Raw genomic sequence first — 22668 nt, forward strand, 5'->3', positions numbered from 1 at the left:
GTCTGACGGAAAGGGCCGGTGACCGGGGGAATCCCGGTGACCGGCCCTTCGTCATGCCCGGAGGCTCAGAGCTCAGGGATGCGCACCATGCCCTCCTGGGCCACGGAGGCGACCAGCACGCCGTCGCGGCTGTAGATCCGCCCCTGTGCCAGTCCGCGGGAGTTCTGCGCGCTGGGCGAGTCCTGCACATAGAGAAGCCATTCGTCGGCCCGCACCGGACGGTGCCACCACATGGCGTGATCCAGGCTGGCCACGCTCATGCCGGGCCTGGTCCAGGCCAGCGAATGACGGCGGAGAATCGGTTCCAGGAGCGTGTAGTCGCTCGCATAAGCCAGAGCGGCGCGGTGCAGTGCCGGGTCAGCCGGCAGCCGGTCGAAGGTCTTCATCCAGACCGCGTTGGTGCTGCTGACCTGCGGATCCTCCGTGAGATAGAGAGGCCTGTCGATGTGGCGGATGTCGAAGGCCCGTTCATAGGCCCAGTACCGGGCCACCGGGTGGTCGATCCCTCCCAGCAGCTCCGCCGTGGTCGGCAGTGACTCGGGGTCCGGCAGGCCGGTGGGCGCCGGCTCATGGTGGTCCACACCGTCGTCGGGCGTCTGGAAGGACGCGATCATCGAGAGGATGGGCACCCCGCCCTGATACGCGTGGACCCGCCGCGCGGAGAACGAGCGCCCGTCACGGAGCCGCTGCACGCCGAAGGTGATGGGCTCATGGGAGTCCCCGGCCCGAAGGAAGTAACCGTGCATGGAGTGCACCGAACGCTCGGCATCCACGGTGCGTCCGGCCGCCATGAGCGACTGCGCCAGGACCTGGCCTCCGAAGACCCTGCTGCGTGGCTGATCGTGGACCCGGCCCACGAAAATGTCCTCATCAGTGCGGATCCCGTCGAAGTCGTCCAGTTCCAGGAGCTTCAGCAACTCCTCCGTGGCGCGCCGGCCCGACTCCTGGAGGTCGGGCCCTCCGCCGGGCGTGACGGAACCGGGATGCTGCTGCTGGCCACTCATGCAGCTGACTCTACTCAGTGCCGTGAACGGCCATCAAGCGGCGGCACGACGCCGGACAGCCGGCCGGGAAGCCCGCTGAACTGCGGGGATACGGCGGGCGAAGCGGCGATCTGAAAGAATGCCACCCATGAGTGCACGCGAGGGCCTGAGCTTCCCCGTCCAGATCCGCTTCGGCGACATCGACAGCTATGGCCACGTCAACAATGTCGTCTACCTTTCGTACCTCGAAGACGCCCGCGTTCAGCTCATCCACCGCGCCCTCGGCCAGGACGCCGGCGCCGGTGCGGTGGAGGAGGACACCTTCCACGATCTGGTGGGCGTGGAGAACTTCACGCTGGTCGCCCGCCACGAGATCGAATACGTCCGCCCGCTCCTGTTCACCACGGATCCGGTGAACGTGAACATCTGGGTGACGGGAATCGGCGGCTCGAGCTTCGAGTTCGGCTATGAGGTCGCCTCCGCTGACGGTTCCGAGGTCTACGCCCTGGCCGCATCCTCCATGGTCCTGGTCAGCCGCGCCAGCGGGCTTCCCGTCCGCCTGACCCGCGCTCAGCGGCACGCCCTGGAACGCTGGAGCGGCGAGCCGGTGCCCTTCCGCCGTCGTCGCTGACCGCCTTGCTCTTCGCGCATTGAGGCGTGTGACACAGCCGTCCGTGCGGCCGTCCGTGCCGGAGTAGAGTGCTTGGCGTGCACGCAGACACCCTCTCCCGCCCCCAGCAGCTCGACTTCAGCGATGCCCGCGACCTCGCGGACCTGAAGAACTTCGTCACCCGGGCCAAGTCCATCCAGGATTCGGGCCTCCGCCTTCAGGCCGCCGGTCCCGTCCTGCTCGCCTCGGTCTGTGTGCTGCGTCCGGCCGTGCTCGGCGAGGCGACCCCTACCGTCCTGGGGCTGCGCACCATCGCGCTGAACACTCCGGCGGAGCTGGATGTCACGGTGCCGCTGTCCGCTGTTCTGGACCGGGTGGCACGGGACCCGGAGGCGAGTCGTCTGGAGATCCCGCCGGCCACGGTGCGGGAGTCCTGGGCCGGCATCGGGGTGCCCCGCGGTCCATGGGAGCCGGTCGCTTCCATCGACCCGTCGGCTCTGCGCGCGGCCGCCGAGGAGGGCATCGCACGGGTGGCCGGCGTCCTGCCGGACAGCCCGGGCGCGCTGATCGTGAACAACGCCCGCGCGGCCGTCTGGGGCGAGACGTTCGACGGCGGCTGGACGCTGGAGCCGGGCGATACCGGCGAATCGGCGCGCGAGCTGCCGCTCGGCGCCGCATTCGCGGCGCACGCCCTGGGTTTCCTGCGCGAATCGCCGCTTCGCGCAGGCGAACCGGCGCGTCTGTTCCGGCATGGCACCTGGTGGCGGCTCAGCACCGCCGTCGGGCACGTCCTGGTGCGCCGCGCCGCGCGCCTGGGCGGCTGACACCGCCGGCCGGGTGAACCCGGCTCAGCCCGGCGTGTTGAGCAGCGAGTGAGCCGCGCGCTCCAGGTAGTCCCACAGCGTGGCCTCATGCAGCGGCGCCAACTGGAGCGCGTCCACGGCCTTGCGCATGTGCAGCAGCCAGCGGTCCCGAGCCTCGGGTGTGACCGCGAACGGCATGTGCCGCATCCGCAGCCGTGGGTGGCCTCGCTCCTCGCTGTAGGTGGTGGGCCCGCCCCAGTACTGCTCGAAGAACATGGTCAGCCGGTGCTTGGCGGGGCCCAGGTCCTCTTCCGGGTACATGGGCCGCAGCAGCTCGTCCTCGGCCACGCCGTCGTAGAACACGTTCACGAGCTTCACGAAGGTCTCGTGCCCGCCGATGAGGGCGTAGAAGCTGTCCGTGTAATCAGGCTGCGAGAAGGGGTCGTTGCGCATCAGCTGCGGACGGTCCTCCGGGGTGATCATGACTGCGCGCCTTCCTCGGTTTCCTCGGTCTCGGTGGCTTCCACGGGCGGGACGTACGTGCCCTGGGAGCGGTTGCCCACCCTCATGATCTCACCGTTGCGCAGGTACCAGATGGTGCCGTCCGTGGCCTCCACCTTGGTGATGCGCAGGCCCACGGCCTTGACCGTGCCCTCCACCTCGCTTGTGACGATGTGGTCGCCGATCCCGTACTGGTCCTCCAGGCTGATGAAGATCCCGGCGAGGTAGTCGCGGATGAGCTGCTGGGAACCGAAACCGATCGCGATGCCCACCACGCCCACGCTGGCCAGCAGGGGTGCGATGTTCACGCCCAGGGCCTGCAGCACGTAGAAGATGACGATCACGGTGATGACCACCGTCACCACGCTGTTCAGCAGGGAGCCGATGGTCCGGGCGCGCTGCTCCCGGCGCTGGCTCTCCAGAGCCTGAAGCGCCGGGGCCACCCAGCGGAAGTGGTCCTTCTTCAAGAAGCTCAGTCCCTTGGCGATGCGGCGGGAGACCCTCCTGATGACAAAGGTGGAGACCGCCCAGACGAGCACTCCGACGGCGATGACGGTGGCCACCTCCCAGAAGTTCACCGGTGCTCCTGTCACCACGATCGCCGCCTCTCCTGAGTTTCCTGCGCTGAGTGTCATCGGGTCCTTCCACGTGCCGGTCCTGCATTCTCCGCCCTGGGCTGAAGCCATGGCTCATCCCACCGTATCGTCCTAGCCTGGGCGCATGCGCACAGCCATCCTGGGAGGGACCGCATTCCTGTCCGCCGAGCTCGCCCGGCAGTCCGTGGACGCCGGCCATGAGACCCACGTCCTGGCACGCGGGAGCACCGCCTCGCCGCCACAAGGCGTCCACTGGCACCGTGCCGACCGGGAGGACGGCCCGGACGCGCTGGCAGCGCTGGAAGGCGAGTACGACGCCGTCGTGGACGTCACGAGGCAGCCGCACCATGCGGCCTGGGCGCTGGAGGCTCTGGCGGACCGGGCGGCGCACTGGACGCTGGTGTCCAGCTGTTCGGTCTATGCCCGGCACGACGTCCCCGGGGCGGATGAATCCGGGCAGCTGCTGGAGCCGCTCGCCCCGCTGCAGCCCGTGGCGTCCATGGAGGAGTACGGGCAGGCCAAGGTCCGCTGCGAGCTCGAAGTCCTGGAGAAGGCGGGCGAGCGGGCCCACGTGAGCCGTCCGGGGCTCCTGGTCGGCCCGGGCGATCCGAGCGACCGGTTCGGGTACTGGCCGGCCCGGCTGTCCTGCGGAGGACGGGTGTTGCTGCCCCGGGGCGAGACGTCCCGTGTGCAGTATCTGGACGTCCGTGACTACGCGGCGTTCCTCCTGAAGGCGGCGGAGGCAGGTGCCACGGGGATCATGAATGCGGCCGGCACGTCGAGGCCGTGGGCCGCCGAAGTGACGGAGTGGCTCCGCCTGTCCGGCTTCGACGGGGAGACCGTGACGGCGGAGGACTCTTGGCTGGCGGAGCAGGGTGTCGAGCCCTGGGCGGGGCCGGATTCCCTACCCGTATGGCTGCCCGCGGGCTACGAGGGATTCATGGCGCGGAGCACCGCCGCCGCGGAGACCGCCGGGCTGTGCCAGCGGCCGCTCTCCGAGACGTGGGCGGACACGCTGGAGTGGGAACAGGCTCAGGGGCTGGACCGGGAACGGAAGGCTGGGCTGAACTCCGGGACCGAGGAACGCCTGCTGGCGCACCTGGGCTGAATCCTCCTGGACTGAGCCTCACTTCCGAGCGGAGGTCCCGACTCAGAGCTGCGAGGACGGCCGGTGATGCACCGGGAAGTTCACACTGTTGGCGATGAAGCAGAGACGGTTGGCCTCGCGGTGCAATTCGTTCGCTGTCGCCAGCATGGACTCCTCCGCCACGGTGACCACAGGGTTCAGCATGACCTCTTCGAACTGGCCGCTGCCGTCCCGGTTCAGCCGCATGGTGCCGGTGGCCTGGTCCCGGTATCCGGTCACCACCACGCCGTTCATGACCGCCACATGCAGATAGGACAGCATGTGGCACTGCGCCAACGCGGTGAGGAGGAACTGTTCCGGGTTGTACCGGGTCTTGTCGCCGCGGAACGCCGGATCGGAGGACCCGGGCAGTTCCGGGAGGCCGGGCAGCTGGATGACGTGATCCCGGGAGTACTCGCGGTACGAACTGGTGCCCGTTCCCAGATTCCCGGTCCAGTCCACGGTCACGTCGTAATGGTGCAGGTCGATCGCCATGTGGCCAGCCTAAACGCCGGAAGGCCCGGGGCGGCGGGGTGACCCACCGTCCCGGACCTTCCGTACGGTCCGGTCAGGCGTCGGCGGCCTGGGCGCGAAGAGCCCGCTCCACGGCGTCGCGGCTTTCCAGCAGCGTGCGGCGGACGGCCGCACTGTCCCCGTCCAGGGCGTCCAGGAACGCGTTGGTCCTGTCCACGGTGGCCTGGGTGGTCTGGTAGGCCGGGTAGAGGCCGATCAGGATCTGCTGGGCCAGGGCCAAGGTGCGGGCCTTGACCACGGCCGGGACGGCCTCGAAGTACTTCTCCGTGTACGGGGCCAGGAGCGCCGCGTCATGCACGCGGGTGAAACCGCTGACGGCCGACCCCTGCAGTGCATTGGAGAGCGAACCCTCCTCGACGATTTTCCGCCAGGCGTCCGCCTTCGCCTCCGGCGTCGCGATCGCCGCCGAGGCCAAGGCGGCGGCGTTCTGGCCGTTGGCCGTGTTGTCCCGCTCGAGTTCGGCGTCGATCTGGGCCTGCGCGGCCCGTCCGCCGACCACCAGGGAGGTGAGGAGCTCCCAGCGGAGGTCCTGGTCGACGGCGAGGCCGGGAACCTCACGCGTGCCGTCCAGGATTTCGGCGACGGCGTCCAGCTGGGCCTGGCTGCGGGCGTGCAGCGCGAAGGCCTTGGTGAACTGGAGCTGGCTGTCGCTGCCCGGGGCCGCGCTCTCGGCGAGGACCAGCAGGGCGTCCGCCGCGTCGATGATGCTCCGCTCGCGGTGCTCCGGTGCCACGTAGAAGTTCAGGGTCGTGGCGAGCTGGCGCAGCTGGACCAGGATCACGGAGGAGTCGGTCTCCGCACCGATGTTGTTCAGCACCAGCTTGAGATACTCGCGGGCCGGGACCTCGGCATCGCGGGCGGCATCCCAGGCCGAGGCCCAGACCAGGGTGCGGGGGAGTGACTCGGCGAAGGCGGAGAGGTTCTGCTGGGCGTACGCCCAGGAGGAGGGATCCAGACGCACCTTCGTGTAGGCGAGGTCGTCGTCGTTGATGAGGATCAGACCCTCGTGCCGCACACCGACCAGCTCTGGCACCTCGGTGCGCTCGCCGTCGACGTCGAGCTCGAAACGGCGGGTCCGCGCGAGGCGGCCGTCCTCGCCCATCGCGTAGAGGCCGATGGCCAGACGGTGCGGGCGCAGCGTGGGGTGGTCGGCGGGGGCCGTCTGCAGGAGAGTGAAGGACTCGATGGTCCCGTCCGCGGCGAGGGAGAGCTCCGGCTTGACGGTGTTCACGCCCGCCGTCTCGAGCCACAGCTTGCCCCAGGTGCCCAGGTCGCGTCCGCTGGCGGCCTCGAGCTCCACCAGGAGGTCGTTCAGGACGGTGTTCTTCCAGGCGTGCTTGCCGAAGTAGGCGCGCACGCCGGCCATGAACTCCTCCTGGCCCACCCAGGCCACCAGCTGGCGGAGCACGGAGGCGCCCTTGGCGTAGGTGATGCCGTCGAAGTTGACCTCGACGTCGGCCAGGTCGTTGATTTGGGCGAAGATCGGGTGAGTGCTGGGCAGCTGATCCTGACGGTAGGCCCAGGACTTCTCCACGGAGGCGAAGGTGGTCCAGGCGTGCGTGAAGGACGTATTCTCCACGGCGGCCAGGTGGGACATGTACTCGGCGAAGGACTCGTTGAGCCACAGGTCGTTCCACCAGCGCATGGTCACCAGGTCGCCGAACCACATATGGGCCAGTTCGTGCAGCACCGTGATGGCACGGCGCTCCACCTGTGCCTGGGGGACCTTGCCGCGGAAGACGTAGCCCTCCAGGATGGTCACGGCCCCGGCGTTCTCCATGGCGCCGGCGTTGAACTCCGGCACGAACAGCTGATCGTACTTCTCGAACGGGTAGGGCACGCCGAACTGACCCTCGAAGAACTCGAAGCCCTGGCGGGTCAGTTCGAAGATGTTCTCCGCGTCCAAGTACTGCATGAGCGACTTGCGGGCGAAGACGCCCAGCGGCACGGTGCGGCCCTCGGAGTTGACCAGTTCGCTGCGCACCGACTGGTACGGTCCGGCGATCAACGCGGTGACGTAGGAGGACAGCCGCGGCGTCGGGGCGAACGTCCACGTGGCACGTGCGCCGCCGTCCTCGCCGGCGGGCCGGGCCACGGGCGCCGGGGTGGGGGAGTTGGAGACCAGGTCCCAATGGGCGGGCGCCGTGACCGTGAAGGCGAAGGTGGCCTTGAGGTCCGGCTGCTCGAACACGGCGAACATGCGGCGGGAGTCCGGGACCTCGAACTGCGTGTACAGGTAGACCTCGCCGTCCACCGGGTCCACGAAGCGGTGCAGGCCTTCGCCGGTGTTCATGTACGGGGCTTCGGCCACCACCGTGAGCTCGTTGTCGGCGGCCAGCCCGGGCAGCTGGATGCGGATGCCGTCGGAGACCGTGGCGGGATCCAGCTCGGTGCCATTGAGGGTGATGCGGGAGACGCTGTCGGTGACGGCGTCGATGAAGGTGGAGGCTCCTTCGGTGGCGGTGAAGCGCACCGTGGTGGTGGTCCCGAAGACGCGCTCGCCGCGGGTGAGGTCGAGGTTCACCGCGTAGGAGTCGACCGAGATCAGCGCCGAGCGCTCCTCGGCCTCGGCTCGGGTGAGGTTCAGTCCTGGCAAGTCGGTGCCTTTCCATGTGTTCCGTGGGGGTGGCACCACGGGGGCCACCATGAAACTGTCGTTTCACAACTATGCCGTGTGACCGCTCCTCTGCGCCAGAGAGTAGCGTGAAGTATATGGACAACGCCGAGGAAGATGAAACGCGACGACGGCGTGACGGGGCGGTGGACTGGAGGACCTTGCGTTTCGCCGTCGGCTTCCCGGTGCTGGTCGCCCTGGCGTTTCTGGTCTCGGCCCGCGCGGTGGCTCAACGGCTTCCCTCGCCGCTCGCCTTCCGCTGGGAGGACTCCGGAGGGGTCGCGTTCACGGACCTGCCGTCGTATCTGGCGCTCGCGATGACCCTCATCGTCGTCCCCTCCCTCCCGTTTCTGATCGCCTCCGGCTTCACCACACTGCCCGTGATCATGCGGCGGATCATGCTGTCCGTGGGGATCTCCCTGAGTCTCTTCCTGTGCACGGCGGCGGCCGCCGGCCTGGCCGGGCAGCTGGACCTGGCGGACGCCCGCCAGTCCCATGTGGACGGACTGGTCCTGCTCCTGGGCACCGGAGGTTCCCTCGGCCTCGGCATCCTGGTCCACTACGTCTACCGGCCGGACCCTCAATGGGATCCCCGGGACGACCGCGCGCTGCGGCGGGAGATGGAGTCGCTGGACTTCCCGGAGCTCGCCGCGGTGGAATCCGCGGTGTGGGCCCGGCCGCGGACCTCGGTCCTGGTGATGACAGGCCTCCTGGGGGTGTTCCCCGCGGCGTTCCTGAGCATCCTCAGTCCGTGGATCGGCCTGGTGCTGGTTCTCGTGGCCCTCTGCACGGTGCTCCTCCTGCTCCTGCGGATCACGGTGAGGCATGACGGATTGCGTCTGAAACTCGGGGGAGTCCTCCCGGTGGCGCGGCTCGGCCCGGAGGACATCTTCACCGCGGAGTCCGCCATGGTGCGGGCGGCCGACTACGGCGGCTGGGGGCCCCGGCATGGGGACGCCGGGCGGAGCTTCCTCGTGGCGAGCGGCCCCGCCGTCGTCGTCAGCACCGCCCCGGTCGAGAGCGGCCGGCGGCTCGTGTTCTCGGCGCCCACCGCGGACGCGGCCGAGCTGCTCGCGGCGGCCCTGAGGAGCCTGTCCACGCCACGCGGCGAAGGCCGCGCCGGGTAGTCTAGGAGGGACCCGACTCCTTCGAACCACCGGAGATCTCTGTGACCGACACCGTCGTCAAGCCCCGCGTCCACATCGCCACCGACCACGCAGGGATGGAGCTCAGCGCCCACCTGGTCACGCACCTCACGGCGCAGGGTTATGAGGTCATCGATCACGGTCCCGCCGAGTACGACGCTCTGGACGACTACCCGGGCTTCTGCATCAATGCGGCACTCGGCGTGGTGGCGGACCAGGAAGCCGGCGTGCACGCGCTCGGCATCGTGCTGGGCGGTTCCGGCAACGGCGAGCAGATCGCCGCCAACAAGGTCAAGGGCATCCGCGCCGCCCTGGCCTGGAACGACTCCACCGCCCGCCTGGCCCGCGAGCACAACGACGCCAACGTCGTCGCCGCCGGCGGCCGCCAGCACACCGTCGAGGAGGCCACCGCCCTGATCGAGGCGTTCCTCACCGAGCCGTTCAGCCACGACGAGCGCCACGTCCGCCGCATCGGCAAGATCGCCGACTACGAGCAGACCGGCGTCGTCCCGGCCTGATACCCACGGGCTCCCACCCACTGAAGGAGACGCTGTGCCTGAAGGGCATTCGGTCAGGCGACTGGCCATCCAGTTCCAGGACGTCTTCGCAGGCCGGCGCCTATCCGTGAGCAGCCCCCAGGGGCGGTTCGCGGAGGGCGCCGCCCTGTTGGACGGCCGGGTCATGACGCATGCCCATGCGCACGGCAAGCAATTGTTCCTCGGCTTCGAGGACGGCCTGTGGCTGCACGTGCACCTGGGGCTGTACGGGGCCTGGGAGTTCGGCGGCGACAGCAGTTTCCGTGGGGCCTCGAGCATCGGCGCCCCGCGCCGGATCGGCGAACGGGAGAAGTTCGACGACGACGGTGACGTCGCGTACGTGGGCCCGCCCGAGCCGGTGGGTGCCGTGCGTGTCCGCTTGGTGAGCGAGCACGGCTGGGCCGATCTGCGCGGGGCCAGCCGCTGCGACGCCGTGACCGGCACCGAAGCGGAGGCCGCCTGGTCCAAGCTGGGTCCCGATCCGCTGCATGATGGCTTCGAGGGCCATGACGGTGACGGGGCCGAATTCGTCCGTCGCCTGCGGGCGAAGCGCACCGCCGTGGGTCAACTGCTCATGGACCAGGGTGTGGTGGCCGGGATCGGCAACATCTACCGGGCGGAGATGCTGTACCGCGCAGGGATCGACCCGTTCCGGCCAGGAACGTCCTTGAGCGGAGAGGAGGCCGGAGCGCTGTGGCGGGACGCCGTGAAACTCCTGGCCGACGGAGTCCGCGACGGACGGATCATCACCACGGACCCCGGATCATGGGCCGGTGAGGCGCCTGCGGACGATGAGGCGTTTTACGTTTACCAGAAACAGGGCCGGCCCTGCGGACGTTGCGGGACGCCGATCGCGCTGAAGGAGATGGCCGGGCGCAAGCTGTACTGGTGCCCCGGCTGCCAGCACTGATCCCCAGGGTGAGCTGAGTGCTCAGTTGTGGTGGCCTGACCCTGTTTCAAGCCGCCAAGACTGAGCACTCAAGTCGGCGGCTTCAGGACCGGCTGTGGGCGTGGCGCTGCATAATGGGCAGCATGAACGTGGACGTCGAAGTGTCAGCCTTCATCGACCGGCCCGTGGATGATGTCGCCGCCTACGCGGGCGACCCCCGCAATGCGCCGGAGTGGTATGCCAACATCGCGACGGTGTCGGTGCACGGCGAAGGACCGCTCCGCCTCGGCACCACGATGGATTTCGTCGCCCGCTTCCTCGGGCGCCGGCTCAGCTACCGCTACGAGATCGTGGACTTCGCGCCCGGCAGGCGACTGGTGATGCGGACCTCCGACGGGCCGTTTCCCATGCAGACGGCATACCTGTGGGAAGCGGAGGGTGACGGCACCCGCATGCATCTGCGGAACACCGGTTCGCCGACAGGATTCGGGGCGGTCGCCGCACCCGCGATGCGTCTGGCCATGAAGGCGGCGACCACCAAGGACCTCCAGCGTCTCAAGGGGATCCTGGAAGCCGGTGCTTAGGCCCGCCCTGAGACCCGCGCGTCCCTTGGACAAAGAAAATGCCCCGGCTCACAAGAACCGGGGCATCGGGAGAGGGGACGACGGGAATCGAACCCGCGTAATCAGTTTGGAAGACTGAGGCTCTACCATTGAGCTACGTCCCCGTTGCGGGTTCGAGCTTAACAGCACGCGAGGCACATGGCAAAACGGGCGGCTTCGTGCGAGCGTCGTTCCGATTTAGGGATTGGGCGGCCCGGGCCTATAGACTGTCCTCTGCACTTACGGGGTGTAGCTCAGCTTGGCTAGAGCGCCTGCTTTGGGAGCAGGAAGTCGCAGGTTCAAATCCTGTCACCCCGACTCTGCGCACACATGAGCCATCGGTGCGTTCACTGCAAGCCGGCGGCGCAGAACTGAATCCAGACACCAATCAGGAGAACGAACGCCGTGAAGAGCGCTGTCGAGAACCTCACGCCCACCCGGGTCAAGCTCACCGTCGAGGTCCCCTTCGAGGAACTCAAGCCCAGCATCGACGAGGCTTACAAGACCATCGCCACCCAGATCCAGGTTCCGGGTTTCCGCAAGGGCAAGGTTCCGTCCAAGCTGATCGACCAGCGCGTCGGCCGCGGCTACGTCCTGGAGACCGCCATCAACGAGGGCCTCAACGGCTGGTACCAGCAGGCCATCGTGGAGACGGAGATCCGTCCCCTGAGCCGTCCCGAGGTCGAGATCACCGAGGTTCCGGACCCCTCCGCCACCGACGGTGAGCTGAAGTTCCAGGCCGAGGTGGACATCCGTCCCGAGGTCGAGCTTCCCGACTACGCCGGCATCAAGGTCGAGGTCGCCGTGGCAGAGGCCGGCGAGGACGACGTCGAGAAGGCCCTCGAAGACCTGCGTGGCCGCTTCGGCACGCTCGTCGCCGCCGACCGCCCGGCTGCCGACAAGGACTTCATCACCATCGACATCACCGCCAGCATCGACGATGAAGAGGTGGACACCGCCAGCGGCCTGTCCTACCAGGTGGGCTCCGGCACCATGCTGGACGGCCTGGACGAGGCCGTCACCGGCCTGTCCGTGGACGAGGACGCCGTCTTCAGCACCACCCTGGTGGGTGGCGAGAACGCCGGTAAGGAATCCCAGGTCAAGGTCGTCCTGAAGGGCGTCAAGACCCGTGAGCTGCCCGAGGCGAACGACGACTTCGCCCAGCTGGCCTCCGAGTTCGACACCATCGCCGAGCTGCGCGAGGACCTGGCCAAGCAGGCCGCCGAGGGCAAGATCGTGGAGCAGGGCGTCGAGGCCCGCGACAAGGTCCTGGACAAGCTCGTCGAGCTCATCGAGGTCCCGGTTCCCGAGTCCGTCATCGCCGAGCAGCTCGAGCAGCACTTCTCCGCCGAGAACAACCACGCCGGTGAGGATCACGACACCGAGGAGCACCGCGCCGAGGTGAAGGCCAACTCCGAGCGCGCCTTCAAGAACGAGATCATCCTGGACGCCATCGCCGACAAGGAGGAGGTGGGCGTCTCCCAGAACGAGCTCATCGACTACCTGGTGAGCACCTCCGCTCAGTACGGCATGGACCCGAACCAGTTCGCCCAGATCATCGACCAGGCCGGCCAGGTGCCGCTCATGGTCGCCGAGGTCCGTCGCCGCAAGGCACTGGCCGTGGTGCTGGGCCAGGCTGAGGTCGTCGACTCCGACGGCAAGGCCGTGGACCTGAGCGACTTCGTCAAGGGCCGCGAGGAGCTTGCCGCTGAGGCTGCTGAGGAGACGGTCGAGGAGACCGCCGACGCCCAGGCCTGAGCCTGAACGACGACGGCGCGTGGCCGCCGTCGTCGTCGATTGATCCGAGCGAAAGCCGCCGGGGGAGACCCCGGCGGCTTTCGCCGTCCCCGGACAGGGAGCCCGGGCCGGCGGGCCTGGCCCGTGCGCCTAAAGCGAACAGGGCCGTTTCCGCGAACAACGGCGCGGGGAAAACGGTTAGTGTCCAAGTAACCGAATTCCGTTTGCGGCCATCCACGAAAGAGGTAGGCAATCATGTCAGAGCAAACACCGGCACCCCGCATGGCGAGCGTCGATCCTGCGGCGCAGGACACGTACATCTACAACCGCCTGCTCAAGGAGCGCATCATCTGGCTGGGCTCCGAGGTGCGCGACGAGAACGCCAACGCCATCTGCTCCCAGCTCCTGCTCCTCTCCGCCGAGGATCCTGAGAAGGACATCTACCTCTACATCAACTCGCCCGGCGGTTCCGTCACCGCCGGCATGGCCATCTACGACACCATGCAGTTCATCCCGAACGACGTGGTGACCGTGGCCACCGGGCTTGCGGCCTCCATGGGCCAGTTCCTGCTCTCCTCCGGGACCAAGGGCAAGCGTTACGCCACCCCGAACGCCCGCATCCTGATGCACCAGCCGTCCGGCGGCATCGGCGGCACCGCCTCCGACATCAAGATCCAGGCCGAGCTGATCCTGCACATGAAGAAGGTCATGGCCGAGCTGACCGCCGATCAGACCGGACAGACCGTGGAGACCATCCTGAAGGACAACGACCGCGACAAGTGGTTCACGGCCAAGGAAGGCCTGGAGTACGGCTTCTTCGACAAGATCGCCGAGCACGCGGCCTCCGTCCCCGGTGGCGGCGGAACCAACAAGTAACCGGACAGATTCTCAAGGAGTCACTGCAATGAACTACAACTTCGGTTGGTCTGCCGGGAACCTGCCCAGCAACCGCTACGTGCTGCCGCAGTTCGAGGAGCGCACCCCGTACGGCTTCAAGCGCCAGGACCCGTACACCAAGCTCTTCGAAGACCGCATCATCTTCCTGGGCGTCCAGGTGGACGACGCGTCCGCCGATGACATCATGGCCCAGTTGCTGGTCCTCGAGTCGACAGACCCGGAGCGCGACATCACGCTCTACATCAACTCCCCGGGCGGCTCCTTCACGGCCATGACCGCCATCTACGACACCATGCAGTACATCCGCCCGGAAATCCAGACGGTCTGCCTCGGCCAGGCGGCCAGCGCGGCGGCCGTCCTGCTCGCCGCCGGCACCCCGGGTAAGCGCCTGGCCCTGCCGAACGCGCGTGTGCTGATCCACCAGCCGGCGCTCTCCGGTGGCCAGGGCGGCCAGGCCTCCGACCTGGAGATCCAGGCCAACGAGGTCATGCGCATGCGCTCCTGGCTGGAGGAGACGCTGGCTCAGCACTCCGGCCGCACGCCGGAGCAGCTGAACAACGACATCGAGCGGGACAAGATCCTGACCGCCGCCGAGGCCGTGGAATACGGCCTGGTGGACCAGGTTCTGGATTCCCGCAAGGTCAAGCGGAGCGCGATCGCCCGCTGATCTTCAGACGCCGCCGGGGCAACTTATCGCCCCGGCGGCGTTTGTCTTGGGCCAAAGTGTCGGGGCCCTGCCTTAGAGTGGAAAGACGACAGAAGCCCGGTGGCGTCCCGCCGCCGGGTGCATGAGGAAGGGATGTCCCCGATGGCCCGGATTGGCGAGAGCACCGACCTGCTCAAGTGCTCCTTCTGCGGGAAGAGCCAGAAGCAGGTGCGTAAGCTCATTGCAGGCCCCGGTGTGTACATCTGTGACGAGTGCATCGAACTCTGCAACGAGATCATCGAAGAGGAGCTGGCGGAGGTCAAGGACCTCGGGCCCACTGAACTGCCCAAGCCCCGGGAGATCTTCGACTTCCTGCAGCAGTACGTGATCGGCCAGGAACCCGCCAAGCGCGCACTCGCCGTCGCCGTCTACAACCACTACAAGCGCATCCGCTCCGGCAGCGCCGCGGGCAGCCTCGGGGAGAGCCTGGAGGACGTGGAGGTGGCCAAGTCCAACGTCCTGCTGGTGGGCCCCACCGGCTGCGGCAAGACCTACCTCGCGCAGACCCTGGCCAAACGGCTGAACGTGCCGTTCGCCGTCGCGGACGCCACCGCCCTCACGGAGGCGGGGTACGTGGGCGAGGACGTGGAGAACATCCTCCTCAAGCTGATCCAGGCCGCGGACTATGACGTCAAGAAGGCCGAGCAGGGCATCATCTACATCGACGAGATCGACAAGATCTCGCGCAAGAGCGAGAACCCCTCCATCACCCGTGACGTGTCCGGTGAGGGTGTTCAGCAGGCACTTCTGAAGATCCTGGAAGGCACGGTGGCCAGCGTGCCACCGCAGGGCGGCCGTAAGCACCCGCACCAGGAGTTCATCCAGATCGACACCACCAATGTGCTCTTCATCGTGGCAGGCGCCTTCGCCGGTCTGGAGGAGATCATCGGCTCCCGCGCCGGCAAGAAGGGCATCGGTTTCGGCGCCCCGCTGCACTCCGCGGAGGACCACACGGACAACTACGGCGACGTCATGCCGGAGGACCTGCTGAAGTTCGGCCTCATCCCCGAATTCATCGGCCGCCTCCCCGTCATCACCAGCGTCTCCAATCTGGACCGGCCTGCGCTCATCCGGATCCTCACGGAACCCCGGAACGCGCTCAGCAAGCAGTACCAGAAGATGTTCCACCTGGACGGTGTGGAACTCGAGTTCGAGCAGGAGGCCCTGGAAGCCATCGCGGACCAGGCCCTTGAACGGGGCACCGGCGCCCGCGGCCTGCGTGCCATCCTGGAGGAAGTGCTGCTGCCGATCATGTTCGACCTGCCCAGCCGGGAGGATGTGGCCACGGTGGTCGTCACCAAGGACGTGGTGACGGACAAGGCGGCCCCCACCCTCATCAGCCACGAGGTCCGGGCCAAGCGCAGGAACAAGTCGGCCTGATTCTCCGTTGAGGTGGACAGGAATGCGGAATCGCCGCACCACCGTCCAAGGAGGAACATGACCGCCGAACAGCAGCGCGCCGATTTCTGGTTCGATCCCACCTGCCCCTTCGCCTGGGTGACCAGCCGATGGATCGGCGAGGTGGAAGAGGTCCGTCCCATCACCACCCAGTGGCACGTCATGAGCCTGGCCGTGCTCAATGAGGGCCGGGAGCTTCCGGAGAAGTACCGGGACATGATGGAGAAGGCCTGGGGCCCGGTCCGCGTGATCATCGCCGCGAGCAAGGCCCACGGCGAGCAGGTCATCAAGCCGCTCTACGATGCCATGGGCACCGAGATCCACAACAACGGCAACAAGGACTACGAACAGGTCATCGCCAAGGCCCTCGCCGAAACCGGACTGCCTGCTGAGCTCGCCTCCGCCGCCGGCTCCGCTGAGCACGACGACGCCCTGCGCGCCTCCCACGAGGACGGCATCTCCCGCGTGGGCCAGGACGTCGGGACCCCCGTGGTGGCTTTCAACGGAACGGCGTTCTTCGGCCCGGTCCTGACCCGGATCCCGCGCGGTGAAGAGGCGGGCAAGATCTGGGACGCGGCGGTCACGCTCGGCGCCTACCCGCACTTCTTCGAACTCAAGCGCAGCCGCACCGAGAGCCCTGAATTCGACTGATCCCCGGCGGCTCCCAATCCTCGCAAGCTCGGATCGGGGCCCTCGCCGCCGTGGGCCCTCCAGCCGAATCGGCGGCGCTTCACCCACACCGGTGAGGCGCCTCCGTCGTTCATTGGAGGAAGCGCTGTTCATTTCAGGAAGCGGGACGTGCGCCGGTCCGCCAGGATCTTCCCCTTGGTCTGGCACGTGGGACAGTACTGCAGCGCCCGGTCGGCGAAGGAGACCTCACGGACGGTGTCGCCGCACACGGGACAGGGTTGCCCGGTCCTGCCGTGCACGCGCATCCCGCCCCGCTTGGCGTCCTTGAGCTTCTCCGGCGGCTTGCCCACGGCCTCCGCGACGGCACCGCCCAGGACCTCCCCGATCGCGGTGAAGATCCCGTCCCGGGTCTCCGCGTCCAGCGACTTCGCCACGGCGAACGGGGAGACCTTGGCGGCGTGGAGGATCTCGTCACTGTAGGCGTTGCCGATCCCGGCGATCACGCTCTGGCTCCGCAGGAGGCCTTTGATCTGCTGGGATGAGCCGGTGACGATCCCGTCGAACACCTCCTGGGTGAACGCCGGGTCCAAAGGCTCGGGTCCCAGAGTGGCGAGGGCCTGGATCTCCTGCGGGTCCCGGACCACGTGGACGGCCAGGCTCTTCCGGGTGCCGGCCTCGGTGAGATCGAAGCCGACGGCTCCTGCAGGGTGCTCCGCCGTGGCCGGGGCCGTGAATCGCAGCCGCGCGGCGATGGGACCAGCGCCGGGTTTGAGGGGCTTGTCCGAGGGTGCTTCCGTGAATCGCAGCCAGCCGGCCTTGGCCAGGTGGAAGACGAAGTGGATCCCGTCGGCGTCCAGATCCACGAACTTGCCGAAACGGTTCACCGCCGTGACGGTGCGTCCTTCCAGCGCCGTGTAGGGCGGATCCGCGGTCTTGAGAACCGCGAAGGAGGTGATCCGCACCGAGTCCACCACGGCACCGAGCAGCCGTGCCTCAAGGAAGGCCCGCAATCCGCTGACTTCAGGAAGTTCCGGCATGGCACCACTGTGCCACAGAGACGCCCCCGGCGGGCCGGCCAGCCCGCCTTCGCTGGGAACCGGGCCGGCCGGAATTACAGTCCAGTAGTTCACGGTGCGCCCTTGTGCCCGCCCGTGGGCAGGTCAAGAATAAGAGGTACCCGATTCGGAAGAACCGGGACGCGGATACCAGAGAAGCAGAGACGGGAACCTGACGCAGCCATCGGCGAAGCCAGGAACCGGCCACCGGTGACGAGGTGGCAAGACCTGCCGTCCGAGGAATCCGCCAGACCGCGCGGAACGTCACCAAGCGGCCGAAAGTCGAAGCCCCACCGACGGCGATTCGCCGATGGGGCTTCCCCTTTGCCCGGGTGCAGGTGCGTCCGGAGCGGCCCGTCTCAGCGCTGCGGACCCCTTTACGCTTGACGCTCCTTGGACGCGGCCCGCTGCTGGTGGGCCATCGACTTGAACTGGGCCAGACGTTCCGCCCGGAGGCGGGCATCCGTTCGTGCCGCCAGCCGGTCCGCTTCCCGCCGCAGCTTCCGGTAGCTGTCCAGCCGCCGTTCGGTGATCCATCCGGCGCTGATCGCGGAACGGACCGCGCACCCCGGCTCCCGGTCGTGGGCGCAATCGGAGAAGCGGCACTGCTCCGCAAGTTCCTCCAGATCGGAGAACGTCTCGCCCACGGCCACCTCCGAGCGGGTCACCCCGACGGAGCGGAGCCCGGGTGTGTCCAGCAGGACGCCGCCGCCAGGGACCGGGAGGAGCTCCCGCCAGGCCGTGGTGTGCCGGCCCTTGCCGTCCACGGCCCGGACTTCACCCGTGGCGAGCAGTTCGGAGCCGAGGAGACGATTGCCGAGGCTCGACTTTCCGGCCCCGGACGGGCCGATGAGGGCCACGGTGCCGTGGATCGCGGCGCGGAGCTCCTCCACACCGGCTCCCGTCCGGGAACTGGTGGCGATCACGTCCACGCCGGGCGCCAGGTCCCCGACCTCCACCACGGCGCTCTCCGGTGCGGAATGCTCGTCGGCTTTGGTCAGGGCCATCACCGGAGTGGCGCCGGAGGCCCAGGCGAGGGAGAGGAGACGCTCGGTCCGGGTGTGCCGCAGGGTCCCGGCAAGGGATACGGCGACCACCACGGTGTCCACGTTGACCGCCAGGATCTGCTCGCGGGAACTGCCCCCGGCGGAGGCTCGCGAGAGCACTGTGCTGCGCGGGAGCACGGTGAGGAACCGCGCGTCGTCGCAGGCTCTCCCGGGAAGGAAGGTGATCCAGTCCCCGGTGACGGGTGACGCTGCGGAATCGTGGCCGCCTGGCGGCACAGCGATCCGGGCCTGGCCGTCCGCGGTCACGACGTCGCAGAGACCGCGCTCGGCGCGGAGGACGCGCGCGGGGACGGCACCCGGCGTCGCGTGCTCGATGAAGGTTTCCTGCCACTCGGCGTTCCAGCCATGATCGTGCAGCAGGGGTGAATCCATGAGGTGAGAAGACACGAGAAGACTCTTTCGATGGGTCTCCTCGAGCGTCCGTGGCGCAGTCCGGCATGGGCCGGGGGCGAATCAGGACAGGTGGACGCTCAGGCGGAGACGAGGGAGGTGTGTGAGGTCGAAGCGTCGCCGGGCACGGCGACCATGAGCGCGACAGTCATGGTCACACCTCCTTTTCGTCTCGTGAGCCGCGGGCCGTGAGGGCCGCGTGATGCTGATCACCCTAGCATGAACCCCGAAGGGGTGGCCCCGCGCAGTGCGGGGCCACCCCTTCGGGACGATGGTGCGTGGTGTCAGCGCTGAATCGTCAGCCCTGGACGGGTGCCTCAGCGGGAGCCAGCTCGACGGCGCCCACGGTCAGCTCGCCGTCGGCGGCTTCCAGCGTGATCTCGCGGGCGTTCGCGGCGGCCTTGAGGTCGGACAGGCCGGCCTGAAGCTGCGCGACGCGGGCGGCGGACGCGGACACGGTCGCGGAGAGCACCTCGGTGCGCTGCTTGACCTTCGCCTCCGACTTGGCCTTGCGCAGACCGGACAGGGCCTCGCCCACGGTGCTGAGCAGGGTGGCGTCGCCGTCCACGGACAGCGGCGCCGGCCAGGCGGCGCGGTGCACCGAACCGGAACGCCACCAGCTCCAGACCTCTTCAGTGGCGAAGGGCAGGAACGGGGCGAAGAGGCGCAGCAGGGCGTCCAGCGTGGTGGCGAGGGCCGCCAGCACGGAGGCCTGGCCTTCCTCGCCCTGGGCTCCGTAGGCACGGTCCTTGATGAGCTCCACGTAGTCGTCCGTGAACTGCCAGAAGAAGGACTCGCTCACCTGCAGGGCACGGGCGTAGTCGTACTTCTCGAACGCCTCGGTGGCCTGGCGCACGACGTCGGCCAGCTGGTTCAGCAGGCCGCGGTCCAGCGGGTTGGACAGCACGGCGCTGTCCGCGCTGAGCACGGATGCCTCGGTGGCGCCCAGGTTCAGGACGAACTTGGAGGCGTTGAGCAGCTTGATGGCCAGGCGGCGGCCGATCTTCATCTGCGCGATCTCGTACGCGGTGTCCGCGCCGAGCTTGGCGGAGGAGGCCCAGTAGCGGACGGCGTCGGAACCGAATTCCTCGAGCACGGCGGTGGGGACCACCACGTTGCCCTTGGACTTGGACATCTTCTTGCGGTCCGGGTCCAGGATCCAGCCGGAGATGGCGGCGTGCTTCCACGGGGACACGTCCTGGAGGGCGTCCGCGCGGACCACGGAGGAGAAGAGCCAGGTGCGGATGATGTCGTGGCCCTGCGGGCGCAGATCGAACGGGAACACCTTGGCGAAGAGGTCCTCGTTCCGGCTCCAGCCGCCCACGATCTGCGGGGTCAGGGCGGACGTGGCCCAGGTGTCCAGCACATCGGCGTCGCCCACGAAGCCGCCGGCCACGCCACGCTGATCCTCAGTGAAGCCGGGGGCGGTGTCCGCGGCCGGATCCACCGGCAGCATCTCATCCGTGGGTACGATCGGGGACTCGTAGTCCGGGTTGCCCTCGGCATCCAGCGCGTACCAGACCGGCACGGGAACGCCGAAGAAGCGCTGACGGGAGACCAGCCAGTCGCCGTTCAGGCCCTCGATCCAGTTCTCGTAGCGGGAACGCATGAAGGCCGGGTGGAAGTCGATGTCGCGGCCGCGCTGGATGAGGCGCTCACGGCGGTCCTCATCGCGTCCGCCATTGCGGATGTACCACTGGCGGCTGGTGACTACCTCGAGGGGCTTGTCGCCCTTCTCGAAGAAGTTCACGGCGTGCATGATCTTCTTCGGCTCGCCGTCCAGGAGGTCCTGCTCGCGCAGCATCTCCACCACGGCCTCCTTGGCGGAGAACGAGGTCTTGCCGGCGATCCTCGCGTAGGCCTCGCGGCCGGCGTCGGTGGTGATCCATTCCGGGGTCTCGGCGGTCACGCGGCCGTCACGGCCGATGATCGCGCGGGTGGGCAGCTGCAGCTCACGCCACCAGGTCACGTCGGTCAGGTCGCCGAATGTGCAGACCATGGCGATGCCGGAGCCCTTGTCCGCCTTGGCGAGCGGGTGTGCCCGGACTTCCACCTCGACGCCGAACAGCGGAGAGGTGACCTTCTTGCCGAACAGCGGCTGGTAGCGCTCGTCGTCCGGGTTCGCCACGAGGGCGGCACAGGCGGCGAGGAGCTCGGGACGGGTGGTCTCGATGAAGATCTTCTCGCCGGTCTCCGTGAAGAACGGGTAGCGGTGGTAGGCACCGGCGACCTCACGGTCCTCCAGCTCGGCCTGGGCCACGGCGGTCCGGAAGGTCACGTCCCACAGGGTGGGGGCCTCGGAGAGGTAGGCGTCACCGGCGGCGTAGTTGGCCAGGAAGGCGCGCTGGGAGACGGCCCGGGACGCGTCGTCGATGGTCCGGTAGGTCATGTCCCAGTCCACGGACAGGCCGAGCGTCTTGAAGAGGTGCTCGAAGACCTTCTCGTCCTCCACGGCCAGGCGCTCGCACAGCTCGATGAAGTTTCGGCGGGACACCACGTCCCAGTCACGCTGGTTCTTGGCGGGCTCGGCCGGCGGCTGGTAGCCCTCCTGGTACGGGATGGCCGGATCGCAGCGGACGCCGTAGTAGTTCTGGACGCGGCGCTCGGTGGGCAGGCCGTTGTCGTCCCAGCCCATCGGGTAGAAGACGTTCTTGCCCTGCATGCGCTGGTAGCGCGCCAGGACGTCCGTCTGGGTGAAGGAGAACATGTGTCCCACGTGCAGCGAGCCGGAGGCCGTGGGAGGGGGCGTGTCGATCGAGTAGACTTCGGCCCGGGTGGTGTCCTGCTGGAACTTGTAGGTGCCGTCCTCAAGCCAGCGCTCGGTGAGCTTGGCTTCCAGGCCCTCCAGGGCCGGCTTCTCGGGAACGGTGATGGCGGTGGTTTCGGGCGTGTCTGTACCCTGCGTCGCGTCAGTCATAAGATCAATTCTTTCATGCCCGCCGCACGGAGCCGGCCTCAGCCGAGTGTGCCGGTGAACACCCACGGTTCGCGAGGGAGCCGCGCCGGGTCGAATGCGGCCAGGGCTTGCTCCAGCGGACCTTCCGGCAGAGCGAGCGATCGCAGCAGCGCGTCCCGGACTGCGCCGGCCGTCAACCCTTCCGCAGCCAGATCGGTGAGGGTCACCGCGCCGTCGCGCTTGGCCAGCCGCTTGCCGGTAGGCCCCAGCACCAAGGGCACATGCGCGTACGACGGCGGTGCGAAGCCCAGCACGCGCCCCAGGCGGAGTTGTGTGGGGGTCGAGGGGAGCAGGTCATCTCCGCGGACCACCTGGTCGATGCCCTGCGCGGCATCGTCGACGACGACGGCCAGGTTGTAGGCGACCGCGCCGTCGTTGCGTCGGAGGACGACGTCGTCCACCGGGCCCTCATGGTCGCCCGCCACGGCGTCGGTGAAGCGTTCCGTGCCGCCGCCCGAGCGGAAGCGCAACGCGGCGGGACGTTCGCGAAGGTGCTCCTGCCGCTCCTCCTCGCTGAGCTCGCGGCAGGTGCCGGGGTAGAGGGGGACCGGGCCATGGGCGGCGGAGGCGGCTTCGGCGATGTCCCGGCGGGTGCAGAAGCACTCGAAGGTGCGGCCGTCCGCCACGAGGCGGTCAAGCGCGGCGGTGTACAGCTCGCCGCGCTCCGACTGACGCACCACCTCGCCGTCCCAGGTCACGTCCACGGCGGCGAGGTCGCGCAGCTGTGATTCCTCCGCCCGGGCCCGCACGCGGTCCAGGTCCTCCACGCGGAGGAGGAAGCGGCGTCCCGTGCTGCGGGCGAAGAGCCAGGCGAGAAGCGCCGTGCGGAGATTGCCGAAATGCAGCTCACCGCTGGGGGAGGGGGCGAAGCGTCCGGCACCGGGGTTTTCCAC

At 68.4% G+C, this 22668-nt stretch carries 21 protein-coding genes and 2 tRNA genes; 13 read left to right on the forward strand and 10 right to left on the reverse strand.

Annotated elements, in window-relative coordinates; translation table 11 throughout:
- Positions 1-65: 65 nt before the first annotated feature.
- On the reverse strand, positions 66-1004 hold the full coding sequence (locus Q9R02_RS00515) for an acyl-CoA thioesterase (protein ID WP_305994685.1): 939 nt from the start codon (positions 1002-1004) through the stop codon (positions 66-68).
- A gap of 127 nt (positions 1005-1131) precedes the next feature.
- Between Q9R02_RS00515 and Q9R02_RS00520 the strand changes: the two genes are divergently transcribed.
- Positions 1132-1614: an acyl-CoA thioesterase gene (locus Q9R02_RS00520; protein ID WP_305994686.1), complete on the forward strand. Its 483-nt coding sequence runs from the start codon at positions 1132-1134 to the stop codon at positions 1612-1614.
- 77 nt (positions 1615-1691) lie between these two features.
- Positions 1692-2417, forward strand: a complete 726-nt coding sequence (locus Q9R02_RS00525; protein ID WP_305994687.1) for a DUF8185 domain-containing protein — start codon at positions 1692-1694, stop codon at positions 2415-2417.
- A 24-nt stretch (positions 2418-2441) separates the two neighbouring features.
- Here the strand turns inward: Q9R02_RS00525 and Q9R02_RS00530 are convergent, their stop codons facing one another.
- Positions 2442-2879 carry a globin gene (locus tag Q9R02_RS00530; RefSeq protein WP_305994688.1) on the reverse strand — a complete coding sequence of 146 codons (438 nt, stop codon included), beginning with the start codon at positions 2877-2879 and terminating at the stop codon, positions 2442-2444.
- Positions 2876-3532: a mechanosensitive ion channel family protein gene (locus tag Q9R02_RS00535; protein ID WP_305994689.1), complete on the reverse strand. Its 657-nt coding sequence runs from the start codon at positions 3530-3532 to the stop codon at positions 2876-2878. Before Q9R02_RS00535 ends, Q9R02_RS00530 begins: the two co-directional genes overlap by 4 nt.
- Positions 3533-3617: 85 nt before the next feature.
- On the opposite strand from Q9R02_RS00535, the gene Q9R02_RS00540 reads away from it, so the two are divergent.
- Positions 3618-4601 (forward strand): NAD-dependent epimerase/dehydratase family protein, encoded by a 984-nt coding sequence (locus tag Q9R02_RS00540; protein ID WP_305994690.1) that lies wholly within the window; start codon positions 3618-3620, stop codon positions 4599-4601.
- Between the two features lie 42 nt (positions 4602-4643).
- On the opposite strand, the gene Q9R02_RS00545 is transcribed toward Q9R02_RS00540, so the two are convergent.
- Both Q9R02_RS00545 and pepN read right to left on the reverse strand, forming a co-directional pair.
- Complete coding sequence (locus Q9R02_RS00545) at positions 4644-5114, reverse strand: OsmC family protein (RefSeq protein ID WP_305994691.1); 471 nt, start codon at positions 5112-5114, stop codon at positions 4644-4646.
- Between the two features lie 73 nt (positions 5115-5187).
- Entirely contained in the window at positions 5188-7749 is a 2562-nt protein-coding gene (gene pepN / locus Q9R02_RS00550; protein ID WP_305994692.1) for an aminopeptidase N, read from the reverse strand.
- 116 nt (positions 7750-7865) lie between these two features.
- Here pepN and Q9R02_RS00555 point away from each other — a divergent pair, with 116 nt between their 5' ends.
- From Q9R02_RS00555 to Q9R02_RS00570, 4 genes are all read left to right on the forward strand, one after another.
- The gene (locus tag Q9R02_RS00555; protein ID WP_305994693.1) at positions 7866-8894 is read left to right on the forward strand and encodes a hypothetical protein; all 1029 of its coding nucleotides are present in this window, start codon (positions 7866-7868) and stop codon (positions 8892-8894) included.
- A gap of 41 nt (positions 8895-8935) precedes the next feature.
- Positions 8936-9430: a ribose-5-phosphate isomerase gene (locus Q9R02_RS00560; RefSeq protein ID WP_425279186.1), complete on the forward strand. Its 495-nt coding sequence runs from the start codon at positions 8936-8938 to the stop codon at positions 9428-9430.
- A gap of 34 nt (positions 9431-9464) precedes the next feature.
- Positions 9465-10358: an Fpg/Nei family DNA glycosylase gene (locus tag Q9R02_RS00565; protein ID WP_305994694.1), complete on the forward strand. Its 894-nt coding sequence runs from the start codon at positions 9465-9467 to the stop codon at positions 10356-10358.
- A 122-nt stretch (positions 10359-10480) separates the two neighbouring features.
- Positions 10481-10921: an SRPBCC family protein gene (locus tag Q9R02_RS00570; protein ID WP_305994695.1), complete on the forward strand. Its 441-nt coding sequence runs from the start codon at positions 10481-10483 to the stop codon at positions 10919-10921.
- 72 nt (positions 10922-10993) lie between these two features.
- On the opposite strand, the gene Q9R02_RS00575 is transcribed toward Q9R02_RS00570, so the two are convergent.
- Positions 10994-11064 (reverse strand) — tRNA-Gly (locus Q9R02_RS00575).
- Positions 11065-11182: 118 nt separating this feature from the next.
- On the opposite strand from Q9R02_RS00575, the gene Q9R02_RS00580 reads away from it, so the two are divergent.
- The 6 genes from Q9R02_RS00580 to Q9R02_RS00605 all read left to right on the forward strand — a co-directional run bounded on the left by Q9R02_RS00580 (position 11183) and on the right by Q9R02_RS00605 (position 16328).
- Positions 11183-11257 (forward strand) — tRNA-Pro (locus Q9R02_RS00580).
- 87 nt (positions 11258-11344) lie between these two features.
- Positions 11345-12697 (forward strand): trigger factor, encoded by a 1353-nt coding sequence (tig, locus tag Q9R02_RS00585; protein ID WP_305994696.1) that lies wholly within the window; start codon positions 11345-11347, stop codon positions 12695-12697.
- Between the two features lie 261 nt (positions 12698-12958).
- The gene (locus Q9R02_RS00590) at positions 12959-13552 is read left to right on the forward strand and encodes an ATP-dependent Clp protease proteolytic subunit (RefSeq protein WP_305995303.1); all 594 of its coding nucleotides are present in this window, start codon (positions 12959-12961) and stop codon (positions 13550-13552) included.
- A 28-nt stretch (positions 13553-13580) separates the two neighbouring features.
- On the forward strand, positions 13581-14240 hold the full coding sequence (locus tag Q9R02_RS00595; RefSeq protein ID WP_305994697.1) for an ATP-dependent Clp protease proteolytic subunit: 660 nt from the start codon (positions 13581-13583) through the stop codon (positions 14238-14240).
- 141 nt (positions 14241-14381) lie between these two features.
- Positions 14382-15659 carry an ATP-dependent Clp protease ATP-binding subunit ClpX gene (gene clpX / locus Q9R02_RS00600; protein WP_305994698.1) on the forward strand — a complete coding sequence of 426 codons (1278 nt, stop codon included), beginning with the start codon at positions 14382-14384 and terminating at the stop codon, positions 15657-15659.
- Between the two features lie 57 nt (positions 15660-15716).
- Positions 15717-16328, forward strand: a complete 612-nt coding sequence (locus Q9R02_RS00605; protein ID WP_305994699.1) for a mycothiol-dependent nitroreductase Rv2466c family protein — start codon at positions 15717-15719, stop codon at positions 16326-16328.
- 128 nt (positions 16329-16456) lie between these two features.
- Here the strand turns inward: Q9R02_RS00605 and Q9R02_RS00610 are convergent, their stop codons facing one another.
- The 4 genes from Q9R02_RS00610 to gluQRS all read right to left on the reverse strand — a co-directional run bounded on the left by Q9R02_RS00610 (position 16457) and on the right by gluQRS (position 22668).
- Positions 16457-17344: an Fpg/Nei family DNA glycosylase gene (locus tag Q9R02_RS00610; protein ID WP_305994700.1), complete on the reverse strand. Its 888-nt coding sequence runs from the start codon at positions 17342-17344 to the stop codon at positions 16457-16459.
- Between the two features lie 395 nt (positions 17345-17739).
- A complete protein-coding gene (gene rsgA, locus Q9R02_RS00615) occupies positions 17740-18816 on the reverse strand; it encodes a ribosome small subunit-dependent GTPase A (protein WP_305994701.1) in 1077 nt (358 codons plus the stop codon).
- A 301-nt stretch (positions 18817-19117) separates the two neighbouring features.
- A complete protein-coding gene (valS, locus tag Q9R02_RS00620) occupies positions 19118-21736 on the reverse strand; it encodes a valine--tRNA ligase (protein WP_305994702.1) in 2619 nt (872 codons plus the stop codon).
- A gap of 38 nt (positions 21737-21774) precedes the next feature.
- A complete protein-coding gene (gluQRS, locus tag Q9R02_RS00625; protein WP_305994703.1) occupies positions 21775-22668 on the reverse strand; it encodes a tRNA glutamyl-Q(34) synthetase GluQRS in 894 nt (297 codons plus the stop codon).

This window comes from Arthrobacter horti (assembly GCF_030731045.1).
GTDB classification, from domain to species: Bacteria; Actinomycetota; Actinomycetes; order Actinomycetales; family Micrococcaceae; genus Arthrobacter_E; species Arthrobacter_E nanjingensis.